This is a genomic window from Pseudomonas syringae group sp. J254-4, from assembly GCF_032586855.1.
GTDB lineage: Bacteria > Pseudomonadota > Gammaproteobacteria > Pseudomonadales > Pseudomonadaceae > Aquipseudomonas > Aquipseudomonas amygdali.
In genome coordinates, this window is the sequence record NZ_JAWHOO010000010.1 from 122,301 (window position 1) to 145,835 (window position 23,535).

Genomic DNA, 23,535 nt, shown 5'->3' on the forward strand with positions numbered 1-23,535 from the left:
GATAATGGCCATTGAGGCTTCGCGACATAACCTTATGCACGTTTGGCGGTTGATTCGGCAGGCTGTCCGGCGTGAAATAAGAGATTTATCGAGGCATTCCGATTATGCAGCAGCGTTGTAAAGTGGCCGTGCTCGGTCTGGGTGCCATGGGTGCAGCCACTGTCTATCAACTGGCGAAGGCCGGGGTCGATGTGATTGGCGTCGATCGCTACGCGCCTCCGCACACGCAGGGCTCCAGCCACGGCGATACGCGCATCACACGGCTGTCGGTTGGTGAAGGCCCGCAGTACCTGCCGCTGGTACGCAGTTCGCACAGCATCTGGCGCGAACTCGAGGCGCTGAGCGGCGAGTCACTGTTTGAGCAGTGCGGAGTGCTGGTGATGACCTCCAGCCCTGCGTACGATCCTGAAGACAGTAAAGACTTCACCCACCAGACCATCGCTTTGGCCCGCACCTATGGCGTGAAGCACGAAGTATTGTCGGCGGCGGCCATTCGCGAGCGCTTTCCCCAATTCACCCCTGTTCGGGATACCGCCATTGGCTACTTTGAACCCGAAGGCGGATTTGTCCGCCCGGAGCGCTGCATCGCGGTACAGCTGCGGCTGGCGAGGCAACACGGCGCAAGGTTGCTGACCCATGAGACGGTCACGCACTTACAGGCGCAGGGTGATCAGGTGCGCATTACCACCGACAAGGGCTCGATCATAGCTGACAAGGTCGTGGTCAGTGCAGGCATGTGGTCAGCCGAATTGCTCGGCGCTCCGTTCCGCGATCTGCTGCGGGTGTGTCGGCAAAAGCTGTTCTGGTTCGAGTTGCAGGAGAATGCCGCTTTTGCACCTGTTTCGCCGAGCTTCATTCTGACTCACGGGCCCGGAGAGGATGACGTCAACTATGGCTTCCCGCCCCTGCCCGGTGAAAACAGTATGAAGGTCGCCACCGAGCAATACATTGAAGCATCCGCTGCCGACCAGCTGGATCGCACTGTTACGGCAAGGGAGGAGCAGGAAATGTTCCAGACCCAGGTGCAGGGCAAGATTGCGGGACTGACGTCGAACGTGGTCAAGTCTTCGGTCTGCGCCTACACCGTCACGCCGGACTGCCACTTCATCATCGATGAACACCCCCATCTGAAGAACGTGACAGTGGTTTCGGCCTGCTCCGGTCACGGCTTCAAACACTCAGCCGGGCTCGGGCTGGCCCTTGCGCAACGCTGTATTCACGGCACCAGCGATGTAGACCTTTCAGCCTTCTCGCTGGCGCGTTTCACCGCGCAGAACTGACCAACGATACTCAGCGCGCCACAACGAAGGCCTCGTCAATGCGTGCCAGATCGGTGTCGCGCAAGGTACCGGCGTAGTAATGCAGTTTGATCCAGGCCATCAAGTAATCGTAACGGGCTTTCGCCAGATCGCGACGGGTGCTGTAAAGCTGCTGTTCGGCGTTGAGTGCGTCCAGGCTGATGCGCTCGCCACCGAGAATGCTCTGACGTGTCGACTCGACCAGTGCCTGCGCCGAGACCAGTGCTTTCTGATAAGCGCGCAACTTGCTCACCCCTGACGCACAGGCGTTGAACTGGCGACGCAGCTCGATCAGGGTTTCGCGGGTCTTGCCCTCCAGCTCGTATTCAGCCTGCTCGCGCTTGCTGTTGGCCTGACGCACCGAGGCGCTGGTGCCGCCTCCGGCGTACAGCGGCAGACTGAGCTCGATACCTATCGTGTTGGTGTCGTAACGCTGATTGTAGGTGTTGCCGCTGTCCGATTCGTTCTGGCGGATACTCGCATAGGCATTCACCGTCGGCAGATGCCCTGCGCGGTTGCGCTCCACCTCGTATCGCGCCACTTCCAGCGACTGACGTTGCGAGGCCAGGATCGGACTGTTGGCCATGGCCAGCGCATGCCACTCGGTAAAGCTGGAAGGTGCCAGCACCAGCGCCTGAAAGCTGTCCCTCAACGGCTCCAGCTGCGCAACATCGATACTCGGCTCGCCCAGCAACGCGGCCAGCTCGCGCAAGGCCGCATCCTGCTCGTCGCTGGCCTCTATCTGCTCGGCAATCGCCAGCTCGTTGCGCGATTCCGCTTCAAGAATGTCGGTGCGGGTACCTTCGCCTTGCTGGAACATTTGCCGGTTCTGGGCAAACTGGCGTTCGAACGCCTGCTGTTTGGCGCGGGCTATATTGATCTGGTCCTGCGCAAACAGCGCCTGGGTGTAGAGGGTCAGAACCCGCACCAGCAATTCCTGACTCTTGCTGCGAAAGGTCTCGTCGGCAAACAACGCCTGGGCCAGGCCTTTGCGGTAATTGGCATAGGCTTCGTAATCGATCAGCGGCTGCTGAATCGTCAGGCTTGAACCAAAGCTGTTGTAATGGCGATGGTCCGTGGTGTCTTCACGGCCGCCTTTAAGGGTGGCCTTGGAGTCGTTACGCCCTTTGTTGTAGCTGTACGAAACTCGCGGCAACAAGCCTGCACGACCGATTACCTTATTTTCCAGGCCCGCATCGCGCTCCTTGAGCGCGCCCAGGTAAGTCGGGTCGTTGCGAAGCGCCAGCTCATAGACCTGAAACGGGCCCATCGCATGACTCAATGAAGCAGTGCCCAGCAGGATGGCCGTCAGCAAAGCGGCTTTCAGGGGATGACGAGACATCCTATTCCTCCGTCAACGCGGAGCCGGCACGGTCCAGCAAAGGTTTGAACAGATAATTGAGCAGCGAGCGTTCGCCCGTGCGCACAAACATTTCAGCGGGCATGCCCGGCTTGATCACCAGCCCGTTGAGTTTTTCCAGTGCCGCATCGCCCACCGAAGTGCGCAGCACGTAATAGGGCTGGCCGGTTTTCTCATCCTGCATCTGATCGGCGGAAATCAGGTTTACCTCACCGGAAACCCGCGGCGTGCGACTTTGATTGAACGCAGTGAAGAGGATATCGACCGGCAAATGGCTGGCTACCTTGTCGATCAACTGCACCGGCAGCCGCCCTTCGACTTCAAGCCGTGTGCCCTGCGGTACGATTTCCAGCAGGGTTTCACCGGCACGCACCACTGCGCCATCGGTGTGCACGCCCAGGTTGACGGCGATGCCATCAGCAGGGGCAAGAATTGCACTGTGCTGCAGACTGAAACCTGCCGAAGCCAGTTGTTGCTCAAGGGTAAGCGCCTTGACCTGGGCATCGGCCCACTGGCTGCGCACTTCTTTCTGATACTCCTCGCGCTGCTGCTGAAGACGCAACCGCGACTCGACGATCCCCTGCTCTATCCGCCCGGTTTCGCCTGCGTTCTGCGCCAGGCTCTGCTGCACTTGAGAAAGCTGGCGTTGAAACTCCAGCAGACGGTTGCCCGGAATAAAACCGTTCTGCGCCAAGGGCTCCAGATTACTCAGTTGCTTGCGTAGCGAGTCAGCCTGAGCCAGCAGGTCCGAGCGGGCACGGCGCATGCCGGCGAGCTGCAGACCGGCACCCTCGATGCTCGCCTGCAAACCGGACTGTTCTCGAGCCAGCGCCTGTCGCCGGCTGCTGAACAGTTGCCGCTGGCCCTCAAGCACCAGTGCCAGATGCGGGTCGGGGTTCTGCCCCTGCCCGGCGGCGATCAGTTCTGCGGGAAAGTGCACCTCATCCAGGTTGTCACGCTCGCTCTGCCAGCGAGCCAGGCTGGCCCAGGCCATTCGATACTGGGCACGCAGCGATTGCACGTCGGCCTCGACCTGAGTCTGATCAAGGCGAAACAGCGGCTCGCCCTCCTTCACGGACTGGCCTTCGCTGACGAGAATCTTGCTCACCACGCCACCATCCAGCGACTGCACGGCCTTGCGCTTGCCCGACACCACAACGGTGCCCTGCACGGCAATGCCCTGATCCAGCGGGGCAAGACTCGCCCATAGAAAGAAACTGCCCGCCCCTGCCAGCATGAGAATCCAGCCTGCGCGAACGAAGAACTGCACGCCGCGCTCCTTGCCCGGCACGGTGTAATGAGTGTCGATAGGGCTGCTCATACGTCGGACTGCCTGTTCTGCGTGCCGTACTGACGGCTCATGGAAAGCCCAGCAGGTGCAGGGCGAGATTGCGATTGAGGGTGCGCTTGCGGTGCTTGCGCGGACGATGCCTGCCCGGACAAAGCCTGCAACACCTGAGCCGTGGTGCCGAATGCCTGCATGCGACCTTCGCTCAGCACAAGCAGACGATCGGTCTGGTTCAACGACTGCGTACGGTGGGTGACGAGCACGACGGTACAGCCGCGGGTCTTGAGTTCAGCAATCGCCTGGGTCAAGGCCGCTTCGCCTGCGGCGTCCAGATTGGAATTGGGCTCATCAAGCACCACCAGTCGCGGATCGCCATACAATGCTCGGGCCAACGCGACGCGCTGTTTCTGACCGCCTGACAAGCCAGCGCCATCGTCGCCCAGCCGCGTGTCGTAGCCCTGCGGCAGGCGCAGAATCAATTCGTGTACGCCCGCCAGTTGCGCAGCAGCAACCACGGCGCTCGCGTCGCCCTCGCTAAAACGCGCGATGTTTTCTGCCACGGTGCCACCGAACAGCTCGATGTCCTGCGGCAGATAACCGATATAGGGGCCCAGCGCCTCGCGGTCCCAGCGATGCATGTCGGCCCCGTCCAGACGTACCGTTCCACCCAGCACCGGCCAGACACCGACCAGCACGCGTGCCAGGGTCGATTTGCCGGAACCGGATGCTCCCAGTACACCGAGCACTTCACCAGCTTGCAGTTGAAAGCTCACTTGCTGAATCGTCGGCGACGTTTTTCCCGGAGGCGCAGCGCTGACCTGTTCCGCGCTGATCTGACCGCGCGGTGCTGGCAGTGGCATGCGCGGCGCGGGCTCGGCGTAGGTCTTGAGTAACTGGTCCAGACGCCCGTAAGCCAGGCGTGCAGAACTCCATTGCTTCCAGACTGCGATCAGTTGATCGATGGGGCTGAGGACCCTTCCCATGAGGATCGAACCGGCGATCATCATGCCTGCGGTCATTTCTCCGTTTATCACCAGCAGTGCGCCCAGGCCCAGCACCAGCGACTGCAGGCAAAGGCGCAGGGCCTTGCTGATCGAACTGATCACCGCTCCAGTGTCACTGGCACGGTTTTGCAAGGCCAGAAAGCGCCCATGCACATGGAACCAGCGACGCCGCAACACTTCGAGCATGCCCATCGCCTGGATCGCCTCGGCCTGTTGCAGGTGTCGGGTCGCCAATTGCGCAGACTGCTGCGAGTACCCGCTGGCCTCGGCCAACGGTTTGCGGGTCAGCCATTCGTTGAGGCAGGCCAGTCCGACCAGCAACACCGTCCCCACGCTGGCCAGCACGCCAAGCCAAGGGTCGAAAAGGAAGATCACCGCCAGGTAGATGGGAAACCACGGGGCGTCGAAGAACGCGAACAACGCCGGCCCGGTGAGGAACTGGCGGATAAAGGTCAGGTCACCCAGCGCCTGTCCAGCCTGACGCTGTCCAGCGTGCAGGTTGCTCTCGAACGCGGCCTGATAGACGCGCAGATTGAAACGCCTCTCCAGCTCGCTGCCGATGCGGATCACCACAAAGCTGCGGACCATCTCCAGCAGGCCGATAAACGCAAAGAACCCGACCACCATCAGCGTCAGCATGGCCAGGGTAGTCTGGTTCTGCGACGTCAGTACACGGTCATAGACTTGCAACATGTAAATCGATGGGGCGAGCATCAACACGTTGATCAGCGCGGTAAAACAACCGACACCAATCAACGCGCTCTTGTAGTCAGCCAGCGCTTTATAAAGCGGCGGCCGGGCGCTTTGGGGCAACGCACTCATGGTTGTTCCTTGATGGTCTTGCTGGTGACGGAGTGACATCCCTGGGTTTTAACAAACAACTCGCGCAGGTCCATGAAACGCTTAATCGGCGAGCCGTCCAAGTACCAGCACTTCACCGCCGGGCAGACGCGCCTGATAGATCTGCTCACCCATGTTATTGAGGTGAATCAGGCGATTGCCTTCCTTGTCGGTGAATGCCAGGCCATCCGGAGTCGGAAACCAGCCAGTGGGTGCTTCGTGCAACCACTTTACTGCACAGGCGAGATCGCCCGTCAGTTTCGGTACATCCGTGTTGAGGTGCAGCTCACAGGCTTCGTCCGTGTTTCCCTGAAGCGAAAGTCGCCACTTGCCGCTGAGTTCAGCTGGGTCGGGCAGTTTCAAACTCATGGCCATACTTGCTCCAGAAATACCCACCAGCAGCGCAACAGCCACTGGCACGATTCGAACAACGTGATTGATCTTCATGATGGGGTACTTTCCAGATCATGGACGACAGCAGGGTCGTCCATGATTGTTACAGATTAAACCACGATATCAGTAGCCAACGCTTGACCAACAGTGCCCACGAGGAAGTCCCCCACACCCTGACCTGTGAAGTCGATCGCCAGGCTACCCAGATTGCTGCTCTGGTTGTAGCTGAGGATCGCTTCGCCGACATGGCCGCTGAACGCGTTGACGAACTGCAGCGCGCTCAGCGTGGAAATGGCCGATACATCGATTTTGTCCTGACCGCTGACAAAGTCACGAATCGTATCCTGCGCTGCACGGTTCGAATCGGAACTGGCACCAAACACAAAAATGTCTGCACCAGCACCACCGGTCAGGCTGTCGGCACCGCCACCGCCGTAGATGATGTCGTTGCCGGCACCACCTTTGAGGTCGTTGGCAGCGGCATTGCCGATCAACAGGTCGTTGCCCGAACCGCCCACCGCGTTTTCAACCACCACGCCTTTGGCAATTGAAACGTTACCCACCATGCCACCCACGTCCGAGAACGAGGCCGCATTGAGGTTGATCTTCTGGTTCTGGGTGAAACCCGAGAAGTCGAGGGTATCCTTGCCCCCGCCGTCCCACACCGAGAACACCACCTTGGAGGAGGCAGAAGTGGCGCTGTAGAAATCACGCCCGGCGGTGGAGTTGAAACCGTAGACCGTATCGCCGGCACGGGTGCTCATATTCGCGCCATAGAGCTGTTGAACAGCCGCAATATCGTCCAGCAACGGTGCCGAGGAGTACGCCGCAACGCCGCCCTTGACGAAGTTCTGGTCGGTGTTGGACTCACTCCAGTAACTCATGACGCTGTAGCCACGCGTGTCTTCTGCGTAGCTGGCATCCTTGTAGGTCGGGTTGCCTTCGCCAGCGTTGTAGTCGCCAGGGTGAGACAGGCCCAGGGTGTGGCCAATTTCATGGGTCAGGGTCTGACGACCGTAATTGCCATTGTCCGGGGTGGTGTTGACCTTGTAGCTGTTATCGACAAGGTACCAGGACTGACCGTCGGTACGGCTGTTGCCGCTGGGCAGATAGGCAAAAGCCGCTCCGCCAGCACTGCCGTTACTGTAGTTGCCAAAGGTCATGTGCCCGTCGCCGCCGGAAGCCGCCTGGGTAAAGCTGACTTTGGCAACGTCTGCCCAGGATTGCATCGACAATACGGCCTGTGCTTTCTGCTGTGCGTTGAACGCACTGAAAGTCCCCAGCGAATTGTCGAACCCGGCAGGTTTGGCGGTCAGGAAGGTGTACGTGAGGTTGATGGTGCCGTTCCCATCGCGATCAGTCCACGCAGCGTCGTCGCGAAGGATGTAATCGGCGGCCTGATCGACCGAGTACGAAGGCTTGCCATTGATCGTGAGGTTACCGCCACGGTCGTACTGGTGAGCGAACGTATTGATCTGGTCGAAAGAGGTGCTGGTAGCAGCAGAGAGTTGAATTGCAGCATTTTCTTTGACTTTCGTCATGACACTTCCTTGTTTGCTGATTAACAGGTTAGGTGCGGCTGGACTCCCCCCTGTAGCGAGAGAGTCCAGTCACTCGCCTTGTGTTGCTGTTGCGTAACGCTTTGATGCGTAACAAAGCTGACACATTTAGAAATCTTGTGTCCAGCTCTCTTCAGTGATGTCAATTGGCCCAAACGGGGAAGTGCCTACAGGCCTTGGGGAATCGTCCGATATTATTTTTTGTGATGATCAAAAGCTGATAAGTGCTTGAGCAGACGAGGACAATCTTGATAAAGATGACTGATCGGTCAGGTGTCCTACGATGCGTAATTTGACTGGACCGACAGTCTCTGGCCAATCCGGCTTGCCCTTCCGAGGCTTCCGGAAGGGCATATCGCCATCACCTGAGATCCTGACACTTCTCAAATCCCGGAAATGCAAAAGCCCCGAAAGATCGGGGCTTTTGTTTGAAGTGCAACGGCCTGAGTAGTCAGGCCGAAGTCATCAGTCGTCGCGGCTCATGATGCCGAAAATCTGCAGCAGGCTGATAAACAGGTTGTAGATCGATACATACAGGCTGACCGTCGCCATGATGTAGTTGCGTTCACCACCCTGAATGATCGCGCTGGTCTGGAACAGAATGCAGACCGATGAGAACAGCACGAAGCCTGCGCTGATCGCCAGTTGCAAACCGCTGATCTGGAAGAACATGCTGGCCACTACCGCACCAAGCAGAACGAAGAAGCCTGCAGTGATGAAGCCACCCAGGAAGCTCATGTCCTTGCGGGTGATCAACACGTAAGCCGACAGACCGCCGAAAACCAGTGCGGTCATCGCGAAAGCGGAGCTAACCACTTCGGCGCCACCGGCCATGCCCAGATAACGGTTAAGGATAGGGCCTAGCAGGAAACCCATGAAACCTGTCAAGGCGAAGGTCGAAACCAGACCCCAGACCGAATCACGCAATTTGTTGGTCAGGAAAAACAGACCATAGAAGCCGATCAGTACCACGAAAATGTTCGGGTAGCCGACGCGCATCTGCTGAGCGACAAATGCCATGACACCGCTGAAAGCCAGCGTCAGAGCGAGAAGACCGTAAGTGTTGCGCAGGACACGACTAACCTCTAGCTGGTCGGCCTGCATGCCGGTTTTAAGGCTGTAATCCTGTTCGCGCATGGCGAAACTCCTTCCTGTTGAAATGTTGAGTTGCAAAGATCATAACAGAGGCGCTGCAACTGGCTAGTCACAGAGTTTGACAGCTTGTTTCATTCCGGTATTATGGCGCCCGCAACGATAGTGGAGGTATGGCCGAGTGGTTTAAGGCAGCAGTCTTGAAAACTGCCGACTGTAACAGGTCCTAGAGTTCGAATCTCTATGCCTCCGCCATATTTGGTAGCGCAAAGCCCTGATTATTCAGGGCTTTGTCGTTTCTGACCTTTATGAAAATCCCCCCTCTCCTCCCCCCTGCCAGCGGGCCCGCGCAACCTGATATATTCATGCGCACCCCGTATCAATAGACCGATGTTCGAATGCCCATCAATTTCGACCTAAACGACCTCCAGGCATTTCGTGCCGTGGTCGAGAATGGCAGCTTCCGCAAGGCCGCTGAAACCGTGCAGATCACCCAGCCTGCACTCAGCCGCCGCATAGAAAAGCTTGAGTCTGCGCTGAACGTGAAGCTGTTTGAACGCACCACCCGCAGGGTCAGCCTGACCACGGTGGGCCGTGCATTTCTGCCTCAGGTCGAGCGAATACTGGATGACCTCGACATCGCATTGATGACCATCGATGGCGTCGGTTCCACCCGGATGGGTAGCGTCACCATTGCTTGCGTGCCGTCAGCCGCCTACTACTTCATGCCGCAGGTCATCAGCGAGTTTCATAAGCTGTTTCCAAAAATCAGAATCCGGGTCATGGATGCCAGCGCCAACGAGGTCAACAGCGCGGTTGCCCTTGGCGAGGCAGATTTCGGGGTGAGTTTCAGCGGCAATCTGGCACCGGAGGTCGACTTCGAATTGCTTCTGCAGGAACGCTATGTGATGGCCTGCCGCCGGGATCACCCGCTTGCGACCTGCGCCAGCGTGAGCTGGGAGGAAATGTACCGCCACGACTACATCGCTCTGGACATAACGTCAGGTAACCGGCTGGTACTGGATCAGGCGCTGGCGCTCTCGCGCCCGCACAAGGAGAGTATCTGCGAAACGCGGCATGTCACCACCATGATCGGCCTTGTGGAGGCCGGCCTCGGCGTGGCGGCGGTACCCTCGATTGCCATGCCGATGACCGCTCACCCGTTTCTGGTGAGCGTGCCATTGGTTGCACCTGAAGTAGTTCGCAACGTAGGGCTGATCAAACGTCGCGGGAGGACATTGACGCCTGCAGCCCTCGAACTGGAACGACTGGTCAGGAAGATGCCGCTACGCTCAGCGGGGAACTGAATCCAGTCCTGTAGACTGCACCGTGGCCTGCGCTTTTGGGGACGCCAGGTAATCGAGCAATGCCTTTGCCTGCTTCGGGTGCTCGGCATTGACCGGAATGCCAGCAGCGTAGCGGGTAACCGACTGAACGTCTTCCGGAATCTTCGCCACGAACGTCACGCCGGGAACCGGCAACAGCTCGGCAACCTGTTGAAAGCCCACTTCGTAGTCGCCCTTGGCAACCACTGAAGCAACCGGGATGCGCTCGATCATCTTGCCCTTCGGCGCAAGCTCCTTCTCGATACCGAGCTTTTTGAAAAGCTCTTTTTCGATGTACACACCACTGGCGCTGTCGGAGTAAGCCACCGACTTCGCCTTGAGCAGCGTGTCTTTCAACTCGCTGTCGGTACCGATTGCAGGCTTGGCCGCCCCCTCCTTCACCACCATACCGATCCGCGAATCGGCCAGCTCGACCCGCGATGCCGGGTCTACCTTGCCTTGCTTGATCAGATCATCCAGCGCATAGCCGACCATGATCACCACATCGGCATGCTCGCCACGAGCCAGGCGGTTTGGAATGGCCTCGGGGGCCTTGCCCATCGACGGGCCAAGGATGGTGTCCAGTGTACCCCCGGAAGACGTCGCGTATTGCGGCCCCAGCAGTTTATATGCAGCAGTAAAGCCGCCTGATGTCATGACCTTGAGCTCTTCAGCCTGAGCGGCAACGCTGACTGCCATACAGCCCAGAAAAAGCATCGCCAATTGATGTTTATGCAACAGTTTCATAGTTTTTTCCTTTATTAAACAGCCAGTTGCGGGCGAACCGAAAGGTGCCGGTAGAGCACCAGGGTCGCGCCAAGCGCGCAAGCTGCAGCGAACGTCATCCAGTAAGCAGGTGCAGCCTTGTCACCAGTCAGATGGATCAACCAGGTCGAGATTGCCGGGGTGAAACCGCCGAAAACTGCTGTCGCCAAGCTATAGGCCAGAGAAAAACCGGCCACCCGCACCTCTACCGGCATGATTTCAGTCAGTGCCGGAATCATCGCGCCGTTATACAAACCGTAGAGAAACGAGAACCACAACAGCACTTCCAGCATATGAGCAAAGCTTGGCGCCTGAGCGAGAAAGGACAGCGCCGGATAAGCGCTGATGATGGTCAGCAGGGTCATCGCTACCAGCAGCGGCTTGCGTCCGAAACGGTCGCTCAACATGCCGCCGACCGGAAGCCAGATAAAGTTGGAGACACCGACCAGCAACGTCACCAGCAGCGCATCGGAGGTACTCAGATTGAGTACGGTTTTGCCGAATGTCGGTGCATAAATGGTGATCAGGTAAAACGTGGTGGTAGTCATCGCCACCATCAGCATGCCGGCAATCACCACGCGCCAGTTTTGCAGCAGCGTCGCGAACACCTGTCGCATGGTCGGACGGTGAGCGCGCGTGGCGAACTCTTCGGTTTCCTGCAGGCTGCGGCGTAGCAGGAAAATGAACGGGATGATCAGGCAGCCGATGGCGAACGGAATTCTCCAGCCCCAGTCGGCGACAGCAGCAGGTGTCATCCATTGGTTCAAGCCGTAACCCAGCGCGGCGGCGACAACGATTGCCACCTGCTGGCTGCCTGACTGCCAACTGGTGTAGAAGCCCTTGCGGCCGGGTGTCGCCATCTCTGCCAGATACACCGAAACGCCGCCCAATTCCGCGCCGGCGGAAAAGCCTTGCAGCAATCGGCCGACCAGCACCAATGCCGGTGCCCACAAGCCGATGCTCGCGTAACCGGGCACCAGGACAATCAGTAACGTGCCACTGGCCATGATCGACAGGGTCACGATCAAGCCTTTGCGCCGGCCCACGTCATCGATGTAAGCGCCCAGAATCACTGCACCCAGCGGGCGCATCAGGAAGCCCGCACCGAAAACCGCGAAGGTCATCATCAGCGAAGCAAATTCACTGCTGGCCGGGAAAAAGGCGGAGGCGATCTGGGTGGCGTAAAAGCCAAACAGGAAGAAGTCGAATTGCTCGAGGAAGTTGCCTGAAGTGACGCGAAATACTGCTCCGGCCTTCGACCGGGTGTTGCCTGTTCCTGATGGGGATGAGCTGTGCATCAGTGTTCTCCAGCGATCTTATTAGAGTGTTGTAAGCGCTTATGGGAAAGGAGTCTGCCGGACACACTTTGAAACGATAAGTGCTATGTTTTCATCGATTGATGCCCTATGAACATCAATAGACACTCAGACGGTTGCGCTCTGACCCAGCGCTTGCAGGTCGAACCGCGCCAAACTCACACGTCGGCCCTTGAATTCTTTATCATTGCGGATGTTTTGTTGGCAGAGCCGATCATGAAATTCGCCATCTCACTTTTTTCCGCCGCCCATGCGCCCTCCTCGCGAAGAGCCTTGCTGTTCGCCAAAGCCGTACTCGCAGGCGGACATGAGATCGTCCGGTTGTTTTTTTATCAGGACGGCGTACACAGCGCGTCGGCCAATGTCGTGACGCCTCAGGATGAGCAGGATATGGCCCTGCAATGGCGTGACTTCATCGCCGAACACCACCTGGATGGCGTGGTGTGCATCGCCGCCGCGCTGCGTCGTGGCGTGCTTGATGCCCAAGAGGCCGAGCGTTATCAGCGGCCAGCGGCGAATCTGCGCGAGCCTTGGGAATTGTCCGGGCTGGGGCAGTTGCACGATGCCGTGCAATCGGCTGATCGTTTGATCTGCTTTGGAGGGCCGTGACATGCCCAGATCATTATTGGTAGTCAGCCGCCAGTCGCCGTGGTCCGGCCCCGGTGCCCGTGAAGCACTGGACATCGTGCTGGCGGGTGGTGCATTCGATCTGTCGGTCGGCCTGCTGTTTCTGGATGACGGGGTTTTCCAGTTGTCGCCGCAGCAACTGCCCGGTGCCCTGCAACAGAAAGACCTGACCGCAAACCTCAAGGCCCTGTCGATGTTCGGCGTTGAAGACCTTTATGCCTGCGGACAAAGCCTGACCGAGCGCGGCATCCCTGCCAGCGCATTGAGCGAAGAAATCAGTCAGTTGTACACACGCTCCGAATTGTCGGCACTCTTTGACCGCTACGACGAGGTGATTACGATCTGATGGCTACTTTGCACGTTCTCTCCCATTCGCCTTTTGCCGACACCCGACTGTACAGCTGCCTGCGCCTGCTGGGCCGTGACGACGGTGTATTGCTCTGTGGCGACGCTACTTATGCACTGACACCGTCATGCGCACCATTGGAATCCCTGCAGCCCCTGGTCGATTCATTGCAGTTGTTTGTACTTGATGAAGACATCAAGGCACGCAATCTGCCACTGCCCGTCGGAGTAAACAGCATCGACTACCCTGCCTTCGTGGAACTGTCCTTACGCTTCGACAAGGTCAATACCTGGCTATGAAACAGTTGATGATTGACGGGCACAGCATCGAACTGGACAAGGATGGTTTTCTGCAGGACCTCAACGACTGGTCGCTTGACGTCGCCCACGCCCTGTCCGCTGAGGAAGGTATCGCCCTGAGTGCCGAGCACATTGAAATCCTCCAGTTGCTGCGGGATTTCTACGCCGAGTTTCAGCTTTCGCCGGCCACTCGGCCGCTGATCAAATACACCGCACTGAAGCTGGGTACGGAAAAAGGCAACAGCATGCACCTCAACCGCCTGTTCAACGGCACTCCCGCCAAACTCGCCGCCAAGCTGGCGGGCCTGCCTAAACCGACCAATTGCATATGAACGATTACGCCGCGCTTGTGACCGAAACACCTGAAGAACATCCCTTTGCGACATTTGTGCGCATCCTGGGCAAAGGCAAACGCGGTGCGCGCAACCTGACGCGCGAAGAAGCGCGAGAGGCCATGGGTATGTTGCTCGATGAAAAAGTCGAGGACACCCAGCTCGGGGCTTTTCTGATGCTGCTGCGCCATAAGGAAGAAAGCCCCGAGGAACTGGCGGGGTTTACCGAAGCCGTGCGCGAACGCCTCAATGCTCCGGCGATTCAGGTCGATATCGACTGGCCGACCTACGCGGGGAAAAAGCGTCATCTGCCGTGGTACTTGCTGGCGGCCAAGTGTCTGGCGCAAAACGGCGTGAAGATCCTCCTGCACGGCGGCGGTGCCCATACTGCGGGACGCCTGTACACCGAACAATTGCTCGGCCTGCTGAATATTCCCCTGTGCCGCAACTGGTCAGCAGTCGAAACCTCGCTTGAGCAAGGCAATATAGCGTTCATTCCGCTAGGGGACTGGGCACCACAGCTGCAACGCATGATTGATCTGCGCAACACGCTGGGCCTGCGCTCCCCCATTCATTCTCTGGCACGCATTCTCAACCCGCTTCAGGCCCGTTGCGGCCTGCAAAGCATCTTTCATCCGGGCTATCAGAGCGTGCATCGCGATGCCAGCAGCCTGCTGGGCGACAACGCCATTGTGGTCAAGGGTGACGGTGGCGAAATCGAGATCAACCCGGACACCATCAGCCATTTGTACGGCACCACTGGCGGCCAGCCCTGGGACGAGGAGTGGCCAGCGCTTTCGCCGCGCCGTCATGTAAAACCGGCGACACTCGACCCACAGCAACTGTTGGCCTTGTGGCGCGGGGAAATCGAAGACAGCTACCCGCAACTGGCGTTGATATCGACCATCGCGCTTGCCCTGCGCGGCCTGGGTGTCGCTCGCGACGAAGCGTTCGAGCAAGCCCGAGTGTTCTGGGATCGGCGCGCCAAGAACCTTTGACCTATCGGCTGTGACGATCACCAGCACCTATAATCCTGCGCGTTTTAGGTCGAACCGATGCGCCTTGGCTGACCTCCAAGCTCTATAACCTGGAAATGGGAGTCAGACATGGGCCTTCTGGTCGAAGGACACTGGCAAGACCAGTGGTACGAAAGCAGCAAAGATGGCGCCTTTCAGCGTGAAAATGCGCAACAACGCAACTGGGTCACAGCCGACGGACAAGCGGGGCCATCTGGTGAGGGCGGTTTTGCTGCACAGGCCGGCCGCTACCACTTGTATGTCTCACTGGCATGCCCGTGGGCACACCGCACACTGATCGTACGCAAGCTCAAGGGACTGGAAAACCTGATCGGCGTTTCCGTGGTCAGTTGGCTGATGCTGGAAAATGGCTGGACTTTCGATAAGCAGAAAGGCTCCAGCGGCGATGCGCTGGATGACTTCCAGTTCTTTCACCAACGCTATACCGCCGATGACCCTCGTTATACCGGCCGCGTGACGGTTCCGGTGCTGTGGGACAAACAGCAGCAATGCATCGTCAGCAACGAGTCTGCGGAAATCATCCGTATGTTCAATGGCGCATTCGACGAACTGACCGGCAACACGCTGGACTTTTATCCGCAAGCCTTGCGGGCGAGCATCGACGAGCTCAACGAGCAGATTTATCCGAACGTCAACAACGGTGTCTACAGGGCCGGGTTCGCCACCTCACAGGGGGCTTACGAAGAGGCGTTCAATGATGTGTTTGCCGAACTGGACGTGCTGGAAAACCTGCTCGGAGAAAAGCGTTACCTGACAGGGACGCACCTCACCGAAGCCGACATACGCCTGTTCACCACCATCGTGCGCTTCGATGCGGTGTATTACAGTCACTTCAAGTGCAACCTGCGACGCATCGCGGATTACCCGAACCTTAGCAATTGGCTACGTGAGTTGTACCAATGGCCAGGTATCGCGGAGACGGTGAACTTCGAGCACATCAAGGGCCACTACTACGCGAGCCATCGCACCATCAACCCGACCGGCATCATACCCAAGGGTCCAGCGCTTGATCTGCAGGCAGGTCACGACCGGGAGCGGCTGTCCGGTGAGGGTGTCTGGAGCAATTGACAGATTGGCAAAAAAGGATGGATAGCCCGAACGGGCTATCCAATATCGGCTTCAGACCGTCGCCTGTGCCCCTTCGAACCATGCCAGCTTTTCACGCAACTTGACCACTTCGCCGATGATCACCAGCGTTGGCGCATGCACCTCATGCTCGGCGACCAGTTGCGGCAGATTGGCCAGAGTCCCGGTGAACACACGCTGATTGACCGTCGTGCCCTGCTGAACCAGCGCAGCAGGCGTGTCGGCAGAGCGACCATGCCTGATCAGTTCTTCACAGATGACCGGCAAACCGATCAGCCCCATGTAAAACACCAGCGTCTGAGCAGGCGCAACCAGGTCGGACCAGGGCAGGTCTGTGGTGCCGTTTTTCAAGTGACCGGTAATGAAACGCACAGACTGTGCGTGATCACGGTGCGTCAGCGGTATACCGGCATACGCCGCACAACCACTGGCGGCGGTAATACCTGGAACCACTTGAAATGGAATGCCATGCGCAGCCAGCTCTTCGATTTCCTCGCCGCCACGGCCGAAGATAAACGGATCGCCGCCCTTGAGGCGCACCACTCGCTTGCCTTGCTTGGCCAGTGCAACCAGTTGCTGGTTGATCTGTTCCTGCGGAACAGCGTGCTCTGCACGGCGTTTACCGACATAGACACGCTCGGCATCGCGACGGCACAGGTCAAGAATCGTCGGCGCGACAAGGCGGTCATACAGCACCACATCCGCTTGCTGCATCAGGCGCAAGGCCCGGAAAGTCAGCAAGTCAGGATCACCGGGGCCAGCACCGACCAGATACACCTCGCCGGTCTCCGGCGGTGGCTCGCCAGCGATCTTGGCGATCAGCAGACGCTCGGCCTCGGCCCCCTGCCCGGCCAGTTGGCGATCAGCAATGGCACCCTGAAAAACATCTTCCCAGAACGCTCGGCGTTGCTGCACATTCGGAAACAGCCCTTTGACCTGATTGCGAAAGCGCGCAGCAAGCCCGGCGAGCTGCCCGTAGGTAGAGGGAATCCAGGTTTCCAGCTTGGCACGGATCAAACGTGCCAGCACCGGCGCATCGCCGCCACTGGACACAGCGATCACCAATGGCGAGCGGTCGACAATGGCCGGAAAGATAACCGTACACAACGCCGGGGCGTCCACCACATTGACCGGAACGCAGCGCAGCCGGGCGTCATGGGAAACCTGGGCGTTGAGCGGCTCGTCATCCGTCGCGGCAATAATCAGCACACAACCATCAAGATCGCTTTCGCTGTAGCCGCGTAGGATCATCTCACCGCCGCTCTGGACGACCAGCTCACTCAGTTGGGCCTCGATTTCTGGCGCAACCACGCGCAGCACTGCGCCAGCGTCGGCAATCAGGCGTGATTTGCGCAAGGCAATTTCACCACCGCCGACCACCAGCACCCGGCTGCCACGCAGGTTATGGAACAGCGGCAGAAATTCCATTTAACCGATGACCTCAAGGCCGCCCATGTAAGGCTTGAGCACCTCGGGCACGCGAATCGACCCGTCCGCTTGCTGGTAGTTTTCCAGCACCGCCACCAATGTACGACCCACCGCCAGCCCCGACCCGTTGAGGGTGTGGACCAGTTCCGGCTTGCCAGTTTCCGGATTGCGCCAGCGGGCCTGCATGCGGCGCGCCTGGAAATCACCGCAGTTGGAGCACGAAGAGATTTCGCGGTACTTGTCCTGGCTAGGAATCCACACTTCCAGGTCGTAGGTTTTCACGGCACTGAAGCCCATGTCGCCGGTGCACAGCGCCAGCGTACGGTATGGCAGTTCCAGCAATTGCAAAACGCGCTCGGCATTGCCGGTCAGCGATTCAAGCGCAGCCATGGAGTCTTCAGGCGCAACGATCTGAACCATCTCGACCTTGTCGAACTGGTGCTGGCGGATCATGCCACGCGTGTCACGACCCGACGCACCCGCTTCGCTACGGAAGCAAGGGGTATGGGCAACAAACTTGAGAGGCAGCTGTTTGGCATCGAGAATTTCACCCGACACGATATTGGTCAGCGACACTTCCGCGGTCGGAATCAGGTACAGATCAGCTTCGCCTTCGCGGGTGATCTTGAACAGGTCTTCCTCGAACTTGGGCAACTGGCCTGTACCCTGCAACGCAGGTGCCTGCACCAGGTAAGGCGTGTAGGTCTCTTCGTAGCCGTGTTCGTTGATGTGCAGATTGATCATGAACTGCGCCAGCGCACGGTGCAGGCGCGCGATCGGGCCACGCAGCAGGGCAAAACGCGCACCGGACAGCTTGGCAGCGGTCTCGAAGTCCAGCCAGCCGAACTTCTCGCCCAGAGCAACGTGATCCTTGACCTCGAAATCGAAGGCAGTCGGCGTACCCCAGCGACGCACTTCGACGTTGCCTTCTTCGTCAGCGCCGACCGGCACCGATTCGTGAGGCAGGTTCGGAATGCTCAGCACCAGCGCATCCAGCTCGGCCTGAATGCCATCCAGCTCGACCTTGCCTTCGCTCAGCTCGTTCCCCATCCGCTCGACATCAGCCATCAACGGCGCGATGTCTTCGCCACGCTGTTTGGCCTGACCGATGGATTTGGAACGTGCATTGCGCTCGGCCTGCAGCTGTTCGGTGCGGGTCTGCACCACCTTGCGCTGGGCTTCCAGCGATTCAATGCGCGCCACATCCAGTGTGAAGCCACGGGAAGCCAGGCGATCCGCTACGTCCTGAAGTTGAGTACGTAACAGTTTGGAATCGAGCATATCGTTCTCTCGTCTATCAAAGTCTGGTCAGGGACAGGCCAACCCAGGTTGCGAGCAGCCCGCCGAATACGCTGATACCGGCATAACCAAGGGCCAGCGGTACTTGCCCGCTTTCCAGCAGGCGCAGCGTATCCAGTGAAAAGGATGAAAAGGTCGTCAGACCGCCTACAAAGCCGACAATCAAGCCGGCACGAATTTCGATGGGCACTTCCGGGCGCAGCAGGAACAAGCCATACAGTACGCCGATTATCAGGCACCCTACGATGTTGACCGCAAGCGTCGCCGCGTAAAAATAACGTGGCCAGTTGGCGCTTACCCAGGTACCAGTCGCAAAGCGCAATAATGTACCAGCGATCCCGGCAATCGACACCGCAAGAATGGTCTGAATCATCACTTTCTCCGTTGGCGGGGACTGGCATCGTCCAATGCGCTCAGATGCCTGAGCTTCTCCCCGATCTTGAGCTCCAGACCGCGTGGCACAGGCTGGTAATACTGCCGTGGTTCCAGCTCGTCCGGAAAATAGTCTTCGCCAGCCGCATAGGCTTCAGGCTCGTCATGGGCATAACGGTATTCTTCGCCATAACCGAGCTGCTTCATCAGCTTGGTCGGCGCATTGCGCAAGTGCAGCGGCACCTCCAGCGAGCCATGCTCGCCAGCTTCGCGCATTGCTGCCTTGAAGGCCATGTAGACCGCGTTGCTTTTTGGCGCACAGGCCAGATAGACGATGGCCTGTGCCACCGCCAGTTCGCCCTCGGGGCTGCCCAGACGCTCCTGAACGTCCCAGGCCGACATGCACAGCGGCAAGGCGCGCGGATCTGCATTGCCGATATCTTCACTGGCCATGCGCACCACGCGACGCGCCAGATACAGCGGATCGCAGCCGCCGTCGATCATCCGGGCAAACCAGTACAGGGCTGCGTCGGGGTCGGACCCACGTATTGACTTGTGCAAGGCCGATATCTGGTCATAGAACGCCTCACCGCCCTTATCGAAGCGACGTCGGCTGTCACCCAGCAGGCTCTGCAGCAGTTCGACATCGATCTCGCTGCCGTCTTCGGCAAGATCGGAGGCGTTTTCGAGCAGATTGAGCATGCGCCGACCATCGCCATCAGCGGCGGCCATGAGAATCGTGAAACCTTCATCGCTCAAGGTCAGTTGGCGCTTGCCCAGCCCGCGCTCTTCGGTCAGGGCACGATTGACCAGTTTGCGCAGCGCTGCCTCGTCCAGGCTTTTGAGCACATAGACACGGGCCCGGGACAACAAGGCATTATTGAGTTCGAACGAAGGATTTTCGGTAGTGGCGCCGATAAAAATCAGCGTGCCATCTTCGACATAAGGCAGGAACGCATCCTGTTGCGACTTGTTGAAGCGGTGCACTTCGTCGACGAACAGAATCGTGCGTTTGCCATATTGCCCGGCCTGCTGCCTGGCGACTTCCACTGCCTGACGGATTTCCTTGACCCCCGCCAGAACGGCGGAAACAGTCTCGAAATGCGCGTCCGAAACCTTGGCCAGCAGCCTCGCCAGGGTGGTCTTGCCCACACCGGGCGGCCCCCAGAAAATCATCGAATGCAGCGCGCCCTGCTCCAGCGCCTCACGCAGAGGCTTGCCGTGGGCAAGCACGTGTTCCTGACCGACGTATTCATCCAGATTGGTAGCACGCAAACGTGCAGCCAGAGGCTGAGCTATCGGTTCGCGGCTGAACAGATCCATGATCAGGAATTAACCCTTTTACTCTTGAATGACATCAGCACCCTTGGGGATCTGGAACTGAAACTTGCTGGCCGCAACAGGCTCGTTGGCCTTGACGCCAGTGAACAGGATATTGGTGCGCTGGCCCACGCTGTCGATCAGTTGCATGTCGTTGATGATGCCGTTACGAAACGACAAACGCAGGCTGTCGAACAGGGTGTCCTTGGTCTTGGGCTTGAGCACGAAGTCGATCACGCCACCTGCCTCTTTCGCCGTGATATCGAAGCTTTCGCTGATCTTCGACACGTCACCGGACAGCAGCAACGCTGGGGTCTGGGTCAAGCGCTGATCGAGTTTCTTGATGGTGACCTGCTCCAGATCAGGGTCCCACAACGACACTTTCTTGCCGTCGGAAACCATCAACTGCTCCTGTGGCGCATCGGTGTGCCAGTTGAACAGGCCTGGACGCTGCAACGTCATTTCGCCCGTAGTCTCTTGCAATTGCGTGCCGCCACCGTCCAGCGTCAATTGCGAGAAGCGTGCGGTCAGGGTCTGGGATTTCTCCAGCAACTGGGTCAGGCGAGCCACGTCCTTGCTGTCGGCATGGGCGGACATCACGGAGAAGGTCAGTGCGGTGGCCAACAGCATGCGGATAAGACGCATGGGATTCCTCTTTGAAGTCGATGATGATGCGGCAGCGTGCCTGGCACGCCGCCGACGCAGTTCGGGGTGATAAAAATCAGTCGCGCACCGGTCCTGGAGCCAGAACTTCACGCGAGCCGTTGGTATTCATGGAGGTCACGACGCCAGCCATTTCCATTGCTTCGATCATGCGCGCTGCGCGGTTGTAGCCGATCTTCAGCTTGCGCTGCACGGCGGAAATCGATGCACGACGGCTTTCGAGTACAAACTTGACCGCCTCATCGTAAAGCGCGTCGCTTTCGCTGTCTTCACTGCCTTCGCCGCCACCGCCATCAAAGCCGCTGCCGGGCTCTTCCACACCGGCGAGAATATCGTCGTTGTAGTCAGGCGAACCACGCAGTTTCCAGGCCTCTACCACGCGATGCACTTCCTCGTCGGAAACAAACGCGCCGTGTACGCGAATCGGCAGGCTGGTGCCCGGCGGCATGTACAGCATGTCGCCGTGGCCCAACAGTTGTTCGGCACCGCCCTGATCGATGATGGTCCGGGAATCGATCTTGCTCGACACCTGAAACGCCATGCGCGTCGGGATGTTGGCCTTGATCAGACCGGTAATCACATCCACCGAAGGACGCTGTGTCGCGAGGATCAGGTGGATACCTGCCGCACGAGCCTTCTGGGCGATACGGGCGATCAGCTCTTCGACCTTCTTGCCGACGATCATCATCATGTCGGCGAATTCATCCACCACCACGACGATGGTCGGCAGCTTGCTCAGCAACGGCGCTTCATCATGAATGCTTTCCCGCTTGTACAGCGGATCGGCAAGTGGCTCCCCGGCGTCCTGCGCATCCTTGACCTTCTGGTTGAAGCCCGAAAGGTTACGCACACCCATTTTCGCCATCAGCTTGTAACGGCGTTCCATCTCGGCAACGCTCCAGCGCAAGGCGTTGGCAGCGTCCTTCATGTCGGTGACGACCGGACACAACAGGTGCGGAATGCCTTCGTAGATAGACAGCTCAAGCATCTTCGGATCGATCATGATCAGCTTGGCGTCTTCCGGGCCGGACTTGAACAGGATCGACAGGATCATGGCGTTCACACCAACCGACTTACCGGAACCGGTCGTACCGGCCACCAGCAAGTGGGGCATCTTGGCCAGGTCGGTAATCACCGGCTTGCCGCCGATGTCGTGGCCCAGCGCCAGGGTGACAGGCGACTTGGCATTATCGTATTCAGGGGTCGACAGCACCTCGGAGAAGCGCACGATCTGGCGGTCTTCGTTGGGGATCTCGATACCGACAGTGGTCTTGCCCGGGATCACCTCAACCACACGCACGCTGGTAACCGCCAGTGAGCGGGCAAGGTCCTTGGCGAGGTTGGCAATGCGACTGACCTTGACGCCAGCGGCAGGCTGAATCTCGTAACGGGTAATGACCGGACCGGGATGGATGGAGTCAACCGAGACCTCGACACCAAATTCCTTGAGCTTGATTTCCAGCAGATGACCGACCGCCGCCAAGGACTCTGGCGAATAGTTGAGCTGCTTCTTTTCTGCCGGATCAAGGATGGAGATGGGCGGCAAGGTGCCTTCGACTGCGCTGTCAACGAACAGCGGGGCCTGTTTTTCCTTCATGACCCGCTTGCTCGGTTCTGCAGGCTTTGAAGGGGCTGGCGCAATAACCGCAGGCACGTGTTTTTCGCGCTCGGTCATGTGTTTGCTCAGCGATACTTCGCGCTCCATCAGGCGCTCTTTGGCCTTGGCCTGCTCGCGACGGTCAGGTGCAACGGGCGCGACCACATCGTTGACGCGCATGTCGACCTCACGCAACTGCGCAACCATCTGCTTGCGCTCGGCACGGGCGGTCCACCAGCGGTTCGCCGCCCCCTGGAACAATTCGAACAGGTCAAGTGTGATCTTGCCGGTGACGTCCATGACCTTGAACCACGACAGGTCGGTAAACACTGTCAGACCGAATAGAAACAGGGCGATGAACAGCAAGGTGCTGCCCTGGATGTTCAGGGCTTTCTTGGCCAGATCGCCGAGCACTTCGCCCAACACACCGCCCGCCGAGCCCGGGAAGCCGGCCGAGAAGTGGAAATGAATGTGCGCCAGCGCCGCGCCCGCCAGTATCAGGAATACCAGCCCGATCAGACGCCAGGAGAAGAGCCAGCCGCTCCACTGCCAGGGTTCGTGACGATGACGAAACACCTGCCAGGCCTTGATTGCCAGCAGCAGCGGGAAGATATAGGCGAAATAGCCCAGGATCATGAACAGGATGTCGGCACAGAAGGCACCGGCACGCCCCGCAGCGTTCTGCACCTGCGCGGCGTTACTGCTGGTGTGGCTCCAGCCGGGATCACTCTGATCGTAGGTCAACAATGCCATTATCAGGTACAGGCACAGGGCGCCAAAGGCGATCAGGGCCCCTTCCTTGAGCCGGTAGTGCAATTGCTGCCGCCAAAGCGGAACAGCGCTGGGTGCTGGGGTGGATTTCTTCAAAACGCTTTAATTCCTGCGCTGT

At 58.8% G+C, this 23,535-nt stretch carries 22 protein-coding genes and 1 tRNA gene; 9 read left to right on the forward strand and 14 right to left on the reverse strand.

Translation table 11 applies throughout. The annotated features are described in order from the left end of the window. Window positions 1-104: 104 nt before the first annotated feature. On the forward strand, window positions 105-1,280 hold the full coding sequence (solA, locus tag RYB09_RS14265) for an N-methyl-L-tryptophan oxidase (protein ID WP_316889013.1): 1,176 nt from the start codon (window positions 105-107) through the stop codon (window positions 1,278-1,280). A 10-nt stretch (window positions 1,281-1,290) separates the two neighbouring features. Here the strand turns inward: solA and RYB09_RS14270 are convergent, their stop codons facing one another. From RYB09_RS14270 to RYB09_RS14295, 6 genes are all read right to left on the reverse strand, one after another. Next, window positions 1,291-2,640, reverse strand: a complete 1,350-nt coding sequence (locus RYB09_RS14270) for a TolC family outer membrane protein (RefSeq protein WP_058400410.1) — start codon at window positions 2,638-2,640, stop codon at window positions 1,291-1,293. A gap of 1 nt (window position 2,641) precedes the next feature. Next, on the reverse strand, window positions 2,642-3,979 hold the full coding sequence (locus tag RYB09_RS14275) for an HlyD family type I secretion periplasmic adaptor subunit (protein WP_316889015.1): 1,338 nt from the start codon (window positions 3,977-3,979) through the stop codon (window positions 2,642-2,644). Continuing rightward, a complete protein-coding gene (locus RYB09_RS14280; RefSeq protein WP_058407797.1) occupies window positions 3,976-5,772 on the reverse strand; it encodes a type I secretion system permease/ATPase in 1,797 nt (598 codons plus the stop codon). Before RYB09_RS14280 ends, RYB09_RS14275 begins: the two co-directional genes overlap by 4 nt. A gap of 81 nt (window positions 5,773-5,853) precedes the next feature. Continuing rightward, entirely contained in the window at window positions 5,854-6,237 is a 384-nt protein-coding gene (locus RYB09_RS14285; RefSeq protein WP_058407798.1) for a protease inhibitor Inh/omp19 family protein, read from the reverse strand. Between the two features lie 56 nt (window positions 6,238-6,293). Further along, window positions 6,294-7,724: a serralysin family metalloprotease gene (locus RYB09_RS14290; RefSeq protein WP_058400408.1), complete on the reverse strand. Its 1,431-nt coding sequence runs from the start codon at window positions 7,722-7,724 to the stop codon at window positions 6,294-6,296. Between the two features lie 483 nt (window positions 7,725-8,207). Then, window positions 8,208-8,879: a Bax inhibitor-1/YccA family protein gene (locus RYB09_RS14295; protein WP_002553978.1), complete on the reverse strand. Its 672-nt coding sequence runs from the start codon at window positions 8,877-8,879 to the stop codon at window positions 8,208-8,210. A 122-nt stretch (window positions 8,880-9,001) separates the two neighbouring features. Here RYB09_RS14295 and RYB09_RS14300 point away from each other — a divergent pair. Next, a tRNA-Ser gene (locus RYB09_RS14300) sits at window positions 9,002-9,089 on the forward strand. A 143-nt stretch (window positions 9,090-9,232) separates the two neighbouring features. Continuing rightward, window positions 9,233-10,141, forward strand: a complete 909-nt coding sequence (locus RYB09_RS14305) for a LysR family transcriptional regulator (RefSeq protein WP_058400407.1) — start codon at window positions 9,233-9,235, stop codon at window positions 10,139-10,141. On the opposite strand, the gene RYB09_RS14310 is transcribed toward RYB09_RS14305, so the two are convergent. Together RYB09_RS14310 and RYB09_RS14315 are read right to left on the reverse strand one after the other, a co-directional pair. Then, the gene (locus RYB09_RS14310; RefSeq protein WP_316889019.1) at window positions 10,127-10,906 is read right to left on the reverse strand and encodes a substrate-binding domain-containing protein; all 780 of its coding nucleotides are present in this window, start codon (window positions 10,904-10,906) and stop codon (window positions 10,127-10,129) included. The two genes, RYB09_RS14305 and RYB09_RS14310, sit on opposite strands and share 15 nt — an antisense overlap. A gap of 14 nt (window positions 10,907-10,920) precedes the next feature. After that, window positions 10,921-12,222 carry an MFS transporter gene (locus RYB09_RS14315; RefSeq protein ID WP_044345597.1) on the reverse strand — a complete coding sequence of 434 codons (1,302 nt, stop codon included), beginning with the start codon at window positions 12,220-12,222 and terminating at the stop codon, window positions 10,921-10,923. A gap of 234 nt (window positions 12,223-12,456) precedes the next feature. Between RYB09_RS14315 and tusD the strand changes: the two genes are divergently transcribed. From tusD to RYB09_RS14345, 6 genes are all read left to right on the forward strand, one after another. Continuing rightward, window positions 12,457-12,849, forward strand: coding sequence for a sulfurtransferase complex subunit TusD (gene tusD, locus RYB09_RS14320; protein WP_002553985.1), 393 nt, complete (start codon window positions 12,457-12,459; stop codon window positions 12,847-12,849). Between the two features lies 1 nt (window position 12,850). Further along, entirely contained in the window at window positions 12,851-13,213 is a 363-nt protein-coding gene (gene tusC, locus RYB09_RS14325; protein ID WP_058400405.1) for a sulfurtransferase complex subunit TusC, read from the forward strand. Beyond that, window positions 13,213-13,512 carry a sulfurtransferase complex subunit TusB gene (gene tusB / locus RYB09_RS14330; RefSeq protein ID WP_058400404.1) on the forward strand — a complete coding sequence of 100 codons (300 nt, stop codon included), beginning with the start codon at window positions 13,213-13,215 and terminating at the stop codon, window positions 13,510-13,512. The genes tusC and tusB overlap by 1 nt, the downstream gene beginning before the upstream one ends. After that, complete coding sequence (locus RYB09_RS14335) at window positions 13,509-13,844, forward strand: TusE/DsrC/DsvC family sulfur relay protein (protein WP_058400403.1); 336 nt, start codon at window positions 13,509-13,511, stop codon at window positions 13,842-13,844. Before tusB ends, RYB09_RS14335 begins: the two co-directional genes overlap by 4 nt. Then, window positions 13,841-14,842, forward strand: coding sequence for a glycosyl transferase family protein (locus RYB09_RS14340; RefSeq protein ID WP_004659528.1), 1,002 nt, complete (start codon window positions 13,841-13,843; stop codon window positions 14,840-14,842). Before RYB09_RS14335 ends, RYB09_RS14340 begins: the two co-directional genes overlap by 4 nt. A gap of 108 nt (window positions 14,843-14,950) precedes the next feature. Beyond that, on the forward strand, window positions 14,951-15,949 hold the full coding sequence (locus RYB09_RS14345) for a glutathione S-transferase family protein (RefSeq protein ID WP_316889024.1): 999 nt from the start codon (window positions 14,951-14,953) through the stop codon (window positions 15,947-15,949). A 51-nt stretch (window positions 15,950-16,000) separates the two neighbouring features. Here the strand turns inward: RYB09_RS14345 and cysG are convergent, their stop codons facing one another. From cysG to ftsK, 6 genes are all read right to left on the reverse strand, one after another. After that, on the reverse strand, window positions 16,001-17,395 hold the full coding sequence (gene cysG / locus RYB09_RS14350; protein ID WP_058400400.1) for a siroheme synthase CysG: 1,395 nt from the start codon (window positions 17,393-17,395) through the stop codon (window positions 16,001-16,003). Continuing rightward, complete coding sequence (gene serS / locus RYB09_RS14355) at window positions 17,396-18,676, reverse strand: serine--tRNA ligase (RefSeq protein ID WP_002553992.1); 1,281 nt, start codon at window positions 18,674-18,676, stop codon at window positions 17,396-17,398. It lies immediately after the preceding gene. 16 nt (window positions 18,677-18,692) lie between these two features. Then, window positions 18,693-19,067, reverse strand: a complete 375-nt coding sequence (crcB, locus tag RYB09_RS14360; protein WP_003405077.1) for a fluoride efflux transporter CrcB — start codon at window positions 19,065-19,067, stop codon at window positions 18,693-18,695. Then, window positions 19,067-20,389 (reverse strand): replication-associated recombination protein A, encoded by a 1,323-nt coding sequence (locus RYB09_RS14365; RefSeq protein WP_058400399.1) that lies wholly within the window; start codon window positions 20,387-20,389, stop codon window positions 19,067-19,069. Before RYB09_RS14365 ends, crcB begins: the two co-directional genes overlap by 1 nt. A gap of 18 nt (window positions 20,390-20,407) precedes the next feature. Then, window positions 20,408-21,031 (reverse strand): outer membrane lipoprotein chaperone LolA, encoded by a 624-nt coding sequence (gene lolA / locus RYB09_RS14370; RefSeq protein ID WP_002553995.1) that lies wholly within the window; start codon window positions 21,029-21,031, stop codon window positions 20,408-20,410. Window positions 21,032-21,107: 76 nt separating this feature from the next. Further along, on the reverse strand, window positions 21,108-23,513 hold the full coding sequence (gene ftsK / locus RYB09_RS14375; RefSeq protein WP_002553996.1) for a DNA translocase FtsK: 2,406 nt from the start codon (window positions 23,511-23,513) through the stop codon (window positions 21,108-21,110). Window positions 23,514-23,535: the final 22 nt, after the last annotated feature.

Bases quoted from the DNA above. Each gene is read 5' to 3' on its own strand.
- tusD (WP_002553985.1), top strand. From the start codon at position 12,457: ATGAAATTCGCCATCTCACTTTTTTCCGCCGCCCATGCGCCCTCCTCG.
- RYB09_RS14280 (WP_058407797.1), bottom strand. From the start codon at position 5,772: ATGAGTGCGTTGCCCCAAAGCGCCCGGCCGCCGCTTTATAAAGCGCTG.
- serS (WP_002553992.1), bottom strand. From the start codon at position 18,676: ATGCTCGATTCCAAACTGTTACGTACTCAACTTCAGGACGTAGCGGAT.
- tusB (WP_058400404.1), top strand. From the start codon at position 13,213: ATGGCTACTTTGCACGTTCTCTCCCATTCGCCTTTTGCCGACACCCGA.
- solA (WP_316889013.1), top strand. From the start codon at position 105: ATGCAGCAGCGTTGTAAAGTGGCCGTGCTCGGTCTGGGTGCCATGGGT.
- RYB09_RS14290 (WP_058400408.1), bottom strand. From the start codon at position 7,724: ATGACGAAAGTCAAAGAAAATGCTGCAATTCAACTCTCTGCTGCTACC.
- lolA (WP_002553995.1), bottom strand. From the start codon at position 21,031: ATGCGTCTTATCCGCATGCTGTTGGCCACCGCACTGACCTTCTCCGTG.
- RYB09_RS14310 (WP_316889019.1), bottom strand. From the start codon at position 10,906: ATGAAACTGTTGCATAAACATCAATTGGCGATGCTTTTTCTGGGCTGT.
- RYB09_RS14305 (WP_058400407.1), top strand. From the start codon at position 9,233: ATGCCCATCAATTTCGACCTAAACGACCTCCAGGCATTTCGTGCCGTG.
- tusC (WP_058400405.1), top strand. From the start codon at position 12,851: ATGCCCAGATCATTATTGGTAGTCAGCCGCCAGTCGCCGTGGTCCGGC.
- RYB09_RS14285 (WP_058407798.1), bottom strand. From the start codon at position 6,237: ATGAAGATCAATCACGTTGTTCGAATCGTGCCAGTGGCTGTTGCGCTG.
- RYB09_RS14340 (WP_004659528.1), top strand. From the start codon at position 13,841: ATGAACGATTACGCCGCGCTTGTGACCGAAACACCTGAAGAACATCCC.
- crcB (WP_003405077.1), bottom strand. From the start codon at position 19,067: ATGATTCAGACCATTCTTGCGGTGTCGATTGCCGGGATCGCTGGTACA.
- cysG (WP_058400400.1), bottom strand. From the start codon at position 17,395: ATGGAATTTCTGCCGCTGTTCCATAACCTGCGTGGCAGCCGGGTGCTG.
- RYB09_RS14275 (WP_316889015.1), bottom strand. From the start codon at position 3,979: ATGAGCAGCCCTATCGACACTCATTACACCGTGCCGGGCAAGGAGCGC.
- RYB09_RS14315 (WP_044345597.1), bottom strand. From the start codon at position 12,222: ATGCACAGCTCATCCCCATCAGGAACAGGCAACACCCGGTCGAAGGCC.
- RYB09_RS14335 (WP_058400403.1), top strand. From the start codon at position 13,509: ATGAAACAGTTGATGATTGACGGGCACAGCATCGAACTGGACAAGGAT.
- RYB09_RS14365 (WP_058400399.1), bottom strand. From the start codon at position 20,389: ATGGATCTGTTCAGCCGCGAACCGATAGCTCAGCCTCTGGCTGCACGT.
- RYB09_RS14270 (WP_058400410.1), bottom strand. From the start codon at position 2,640: ATGTCTCGTCATCCCCTGAAAGCCGCTTTGCTGACGGCCATCCTGCTG.
- RYB09_RS14295 (WP_002553978.1), bottom strand. From the start codon at position 8,879: ATGCGCGAACAGGATTACAGCCTTAAAACCGGCATGCAGGCCGACCAG.
- RYB09_RS14345 (WP_316889024.1), top strand. From the start codon at position 14,951: ATGGGCCTTCTGGTCGAAGGACACTGGCAAGACCAGTGGTACGAAAGC.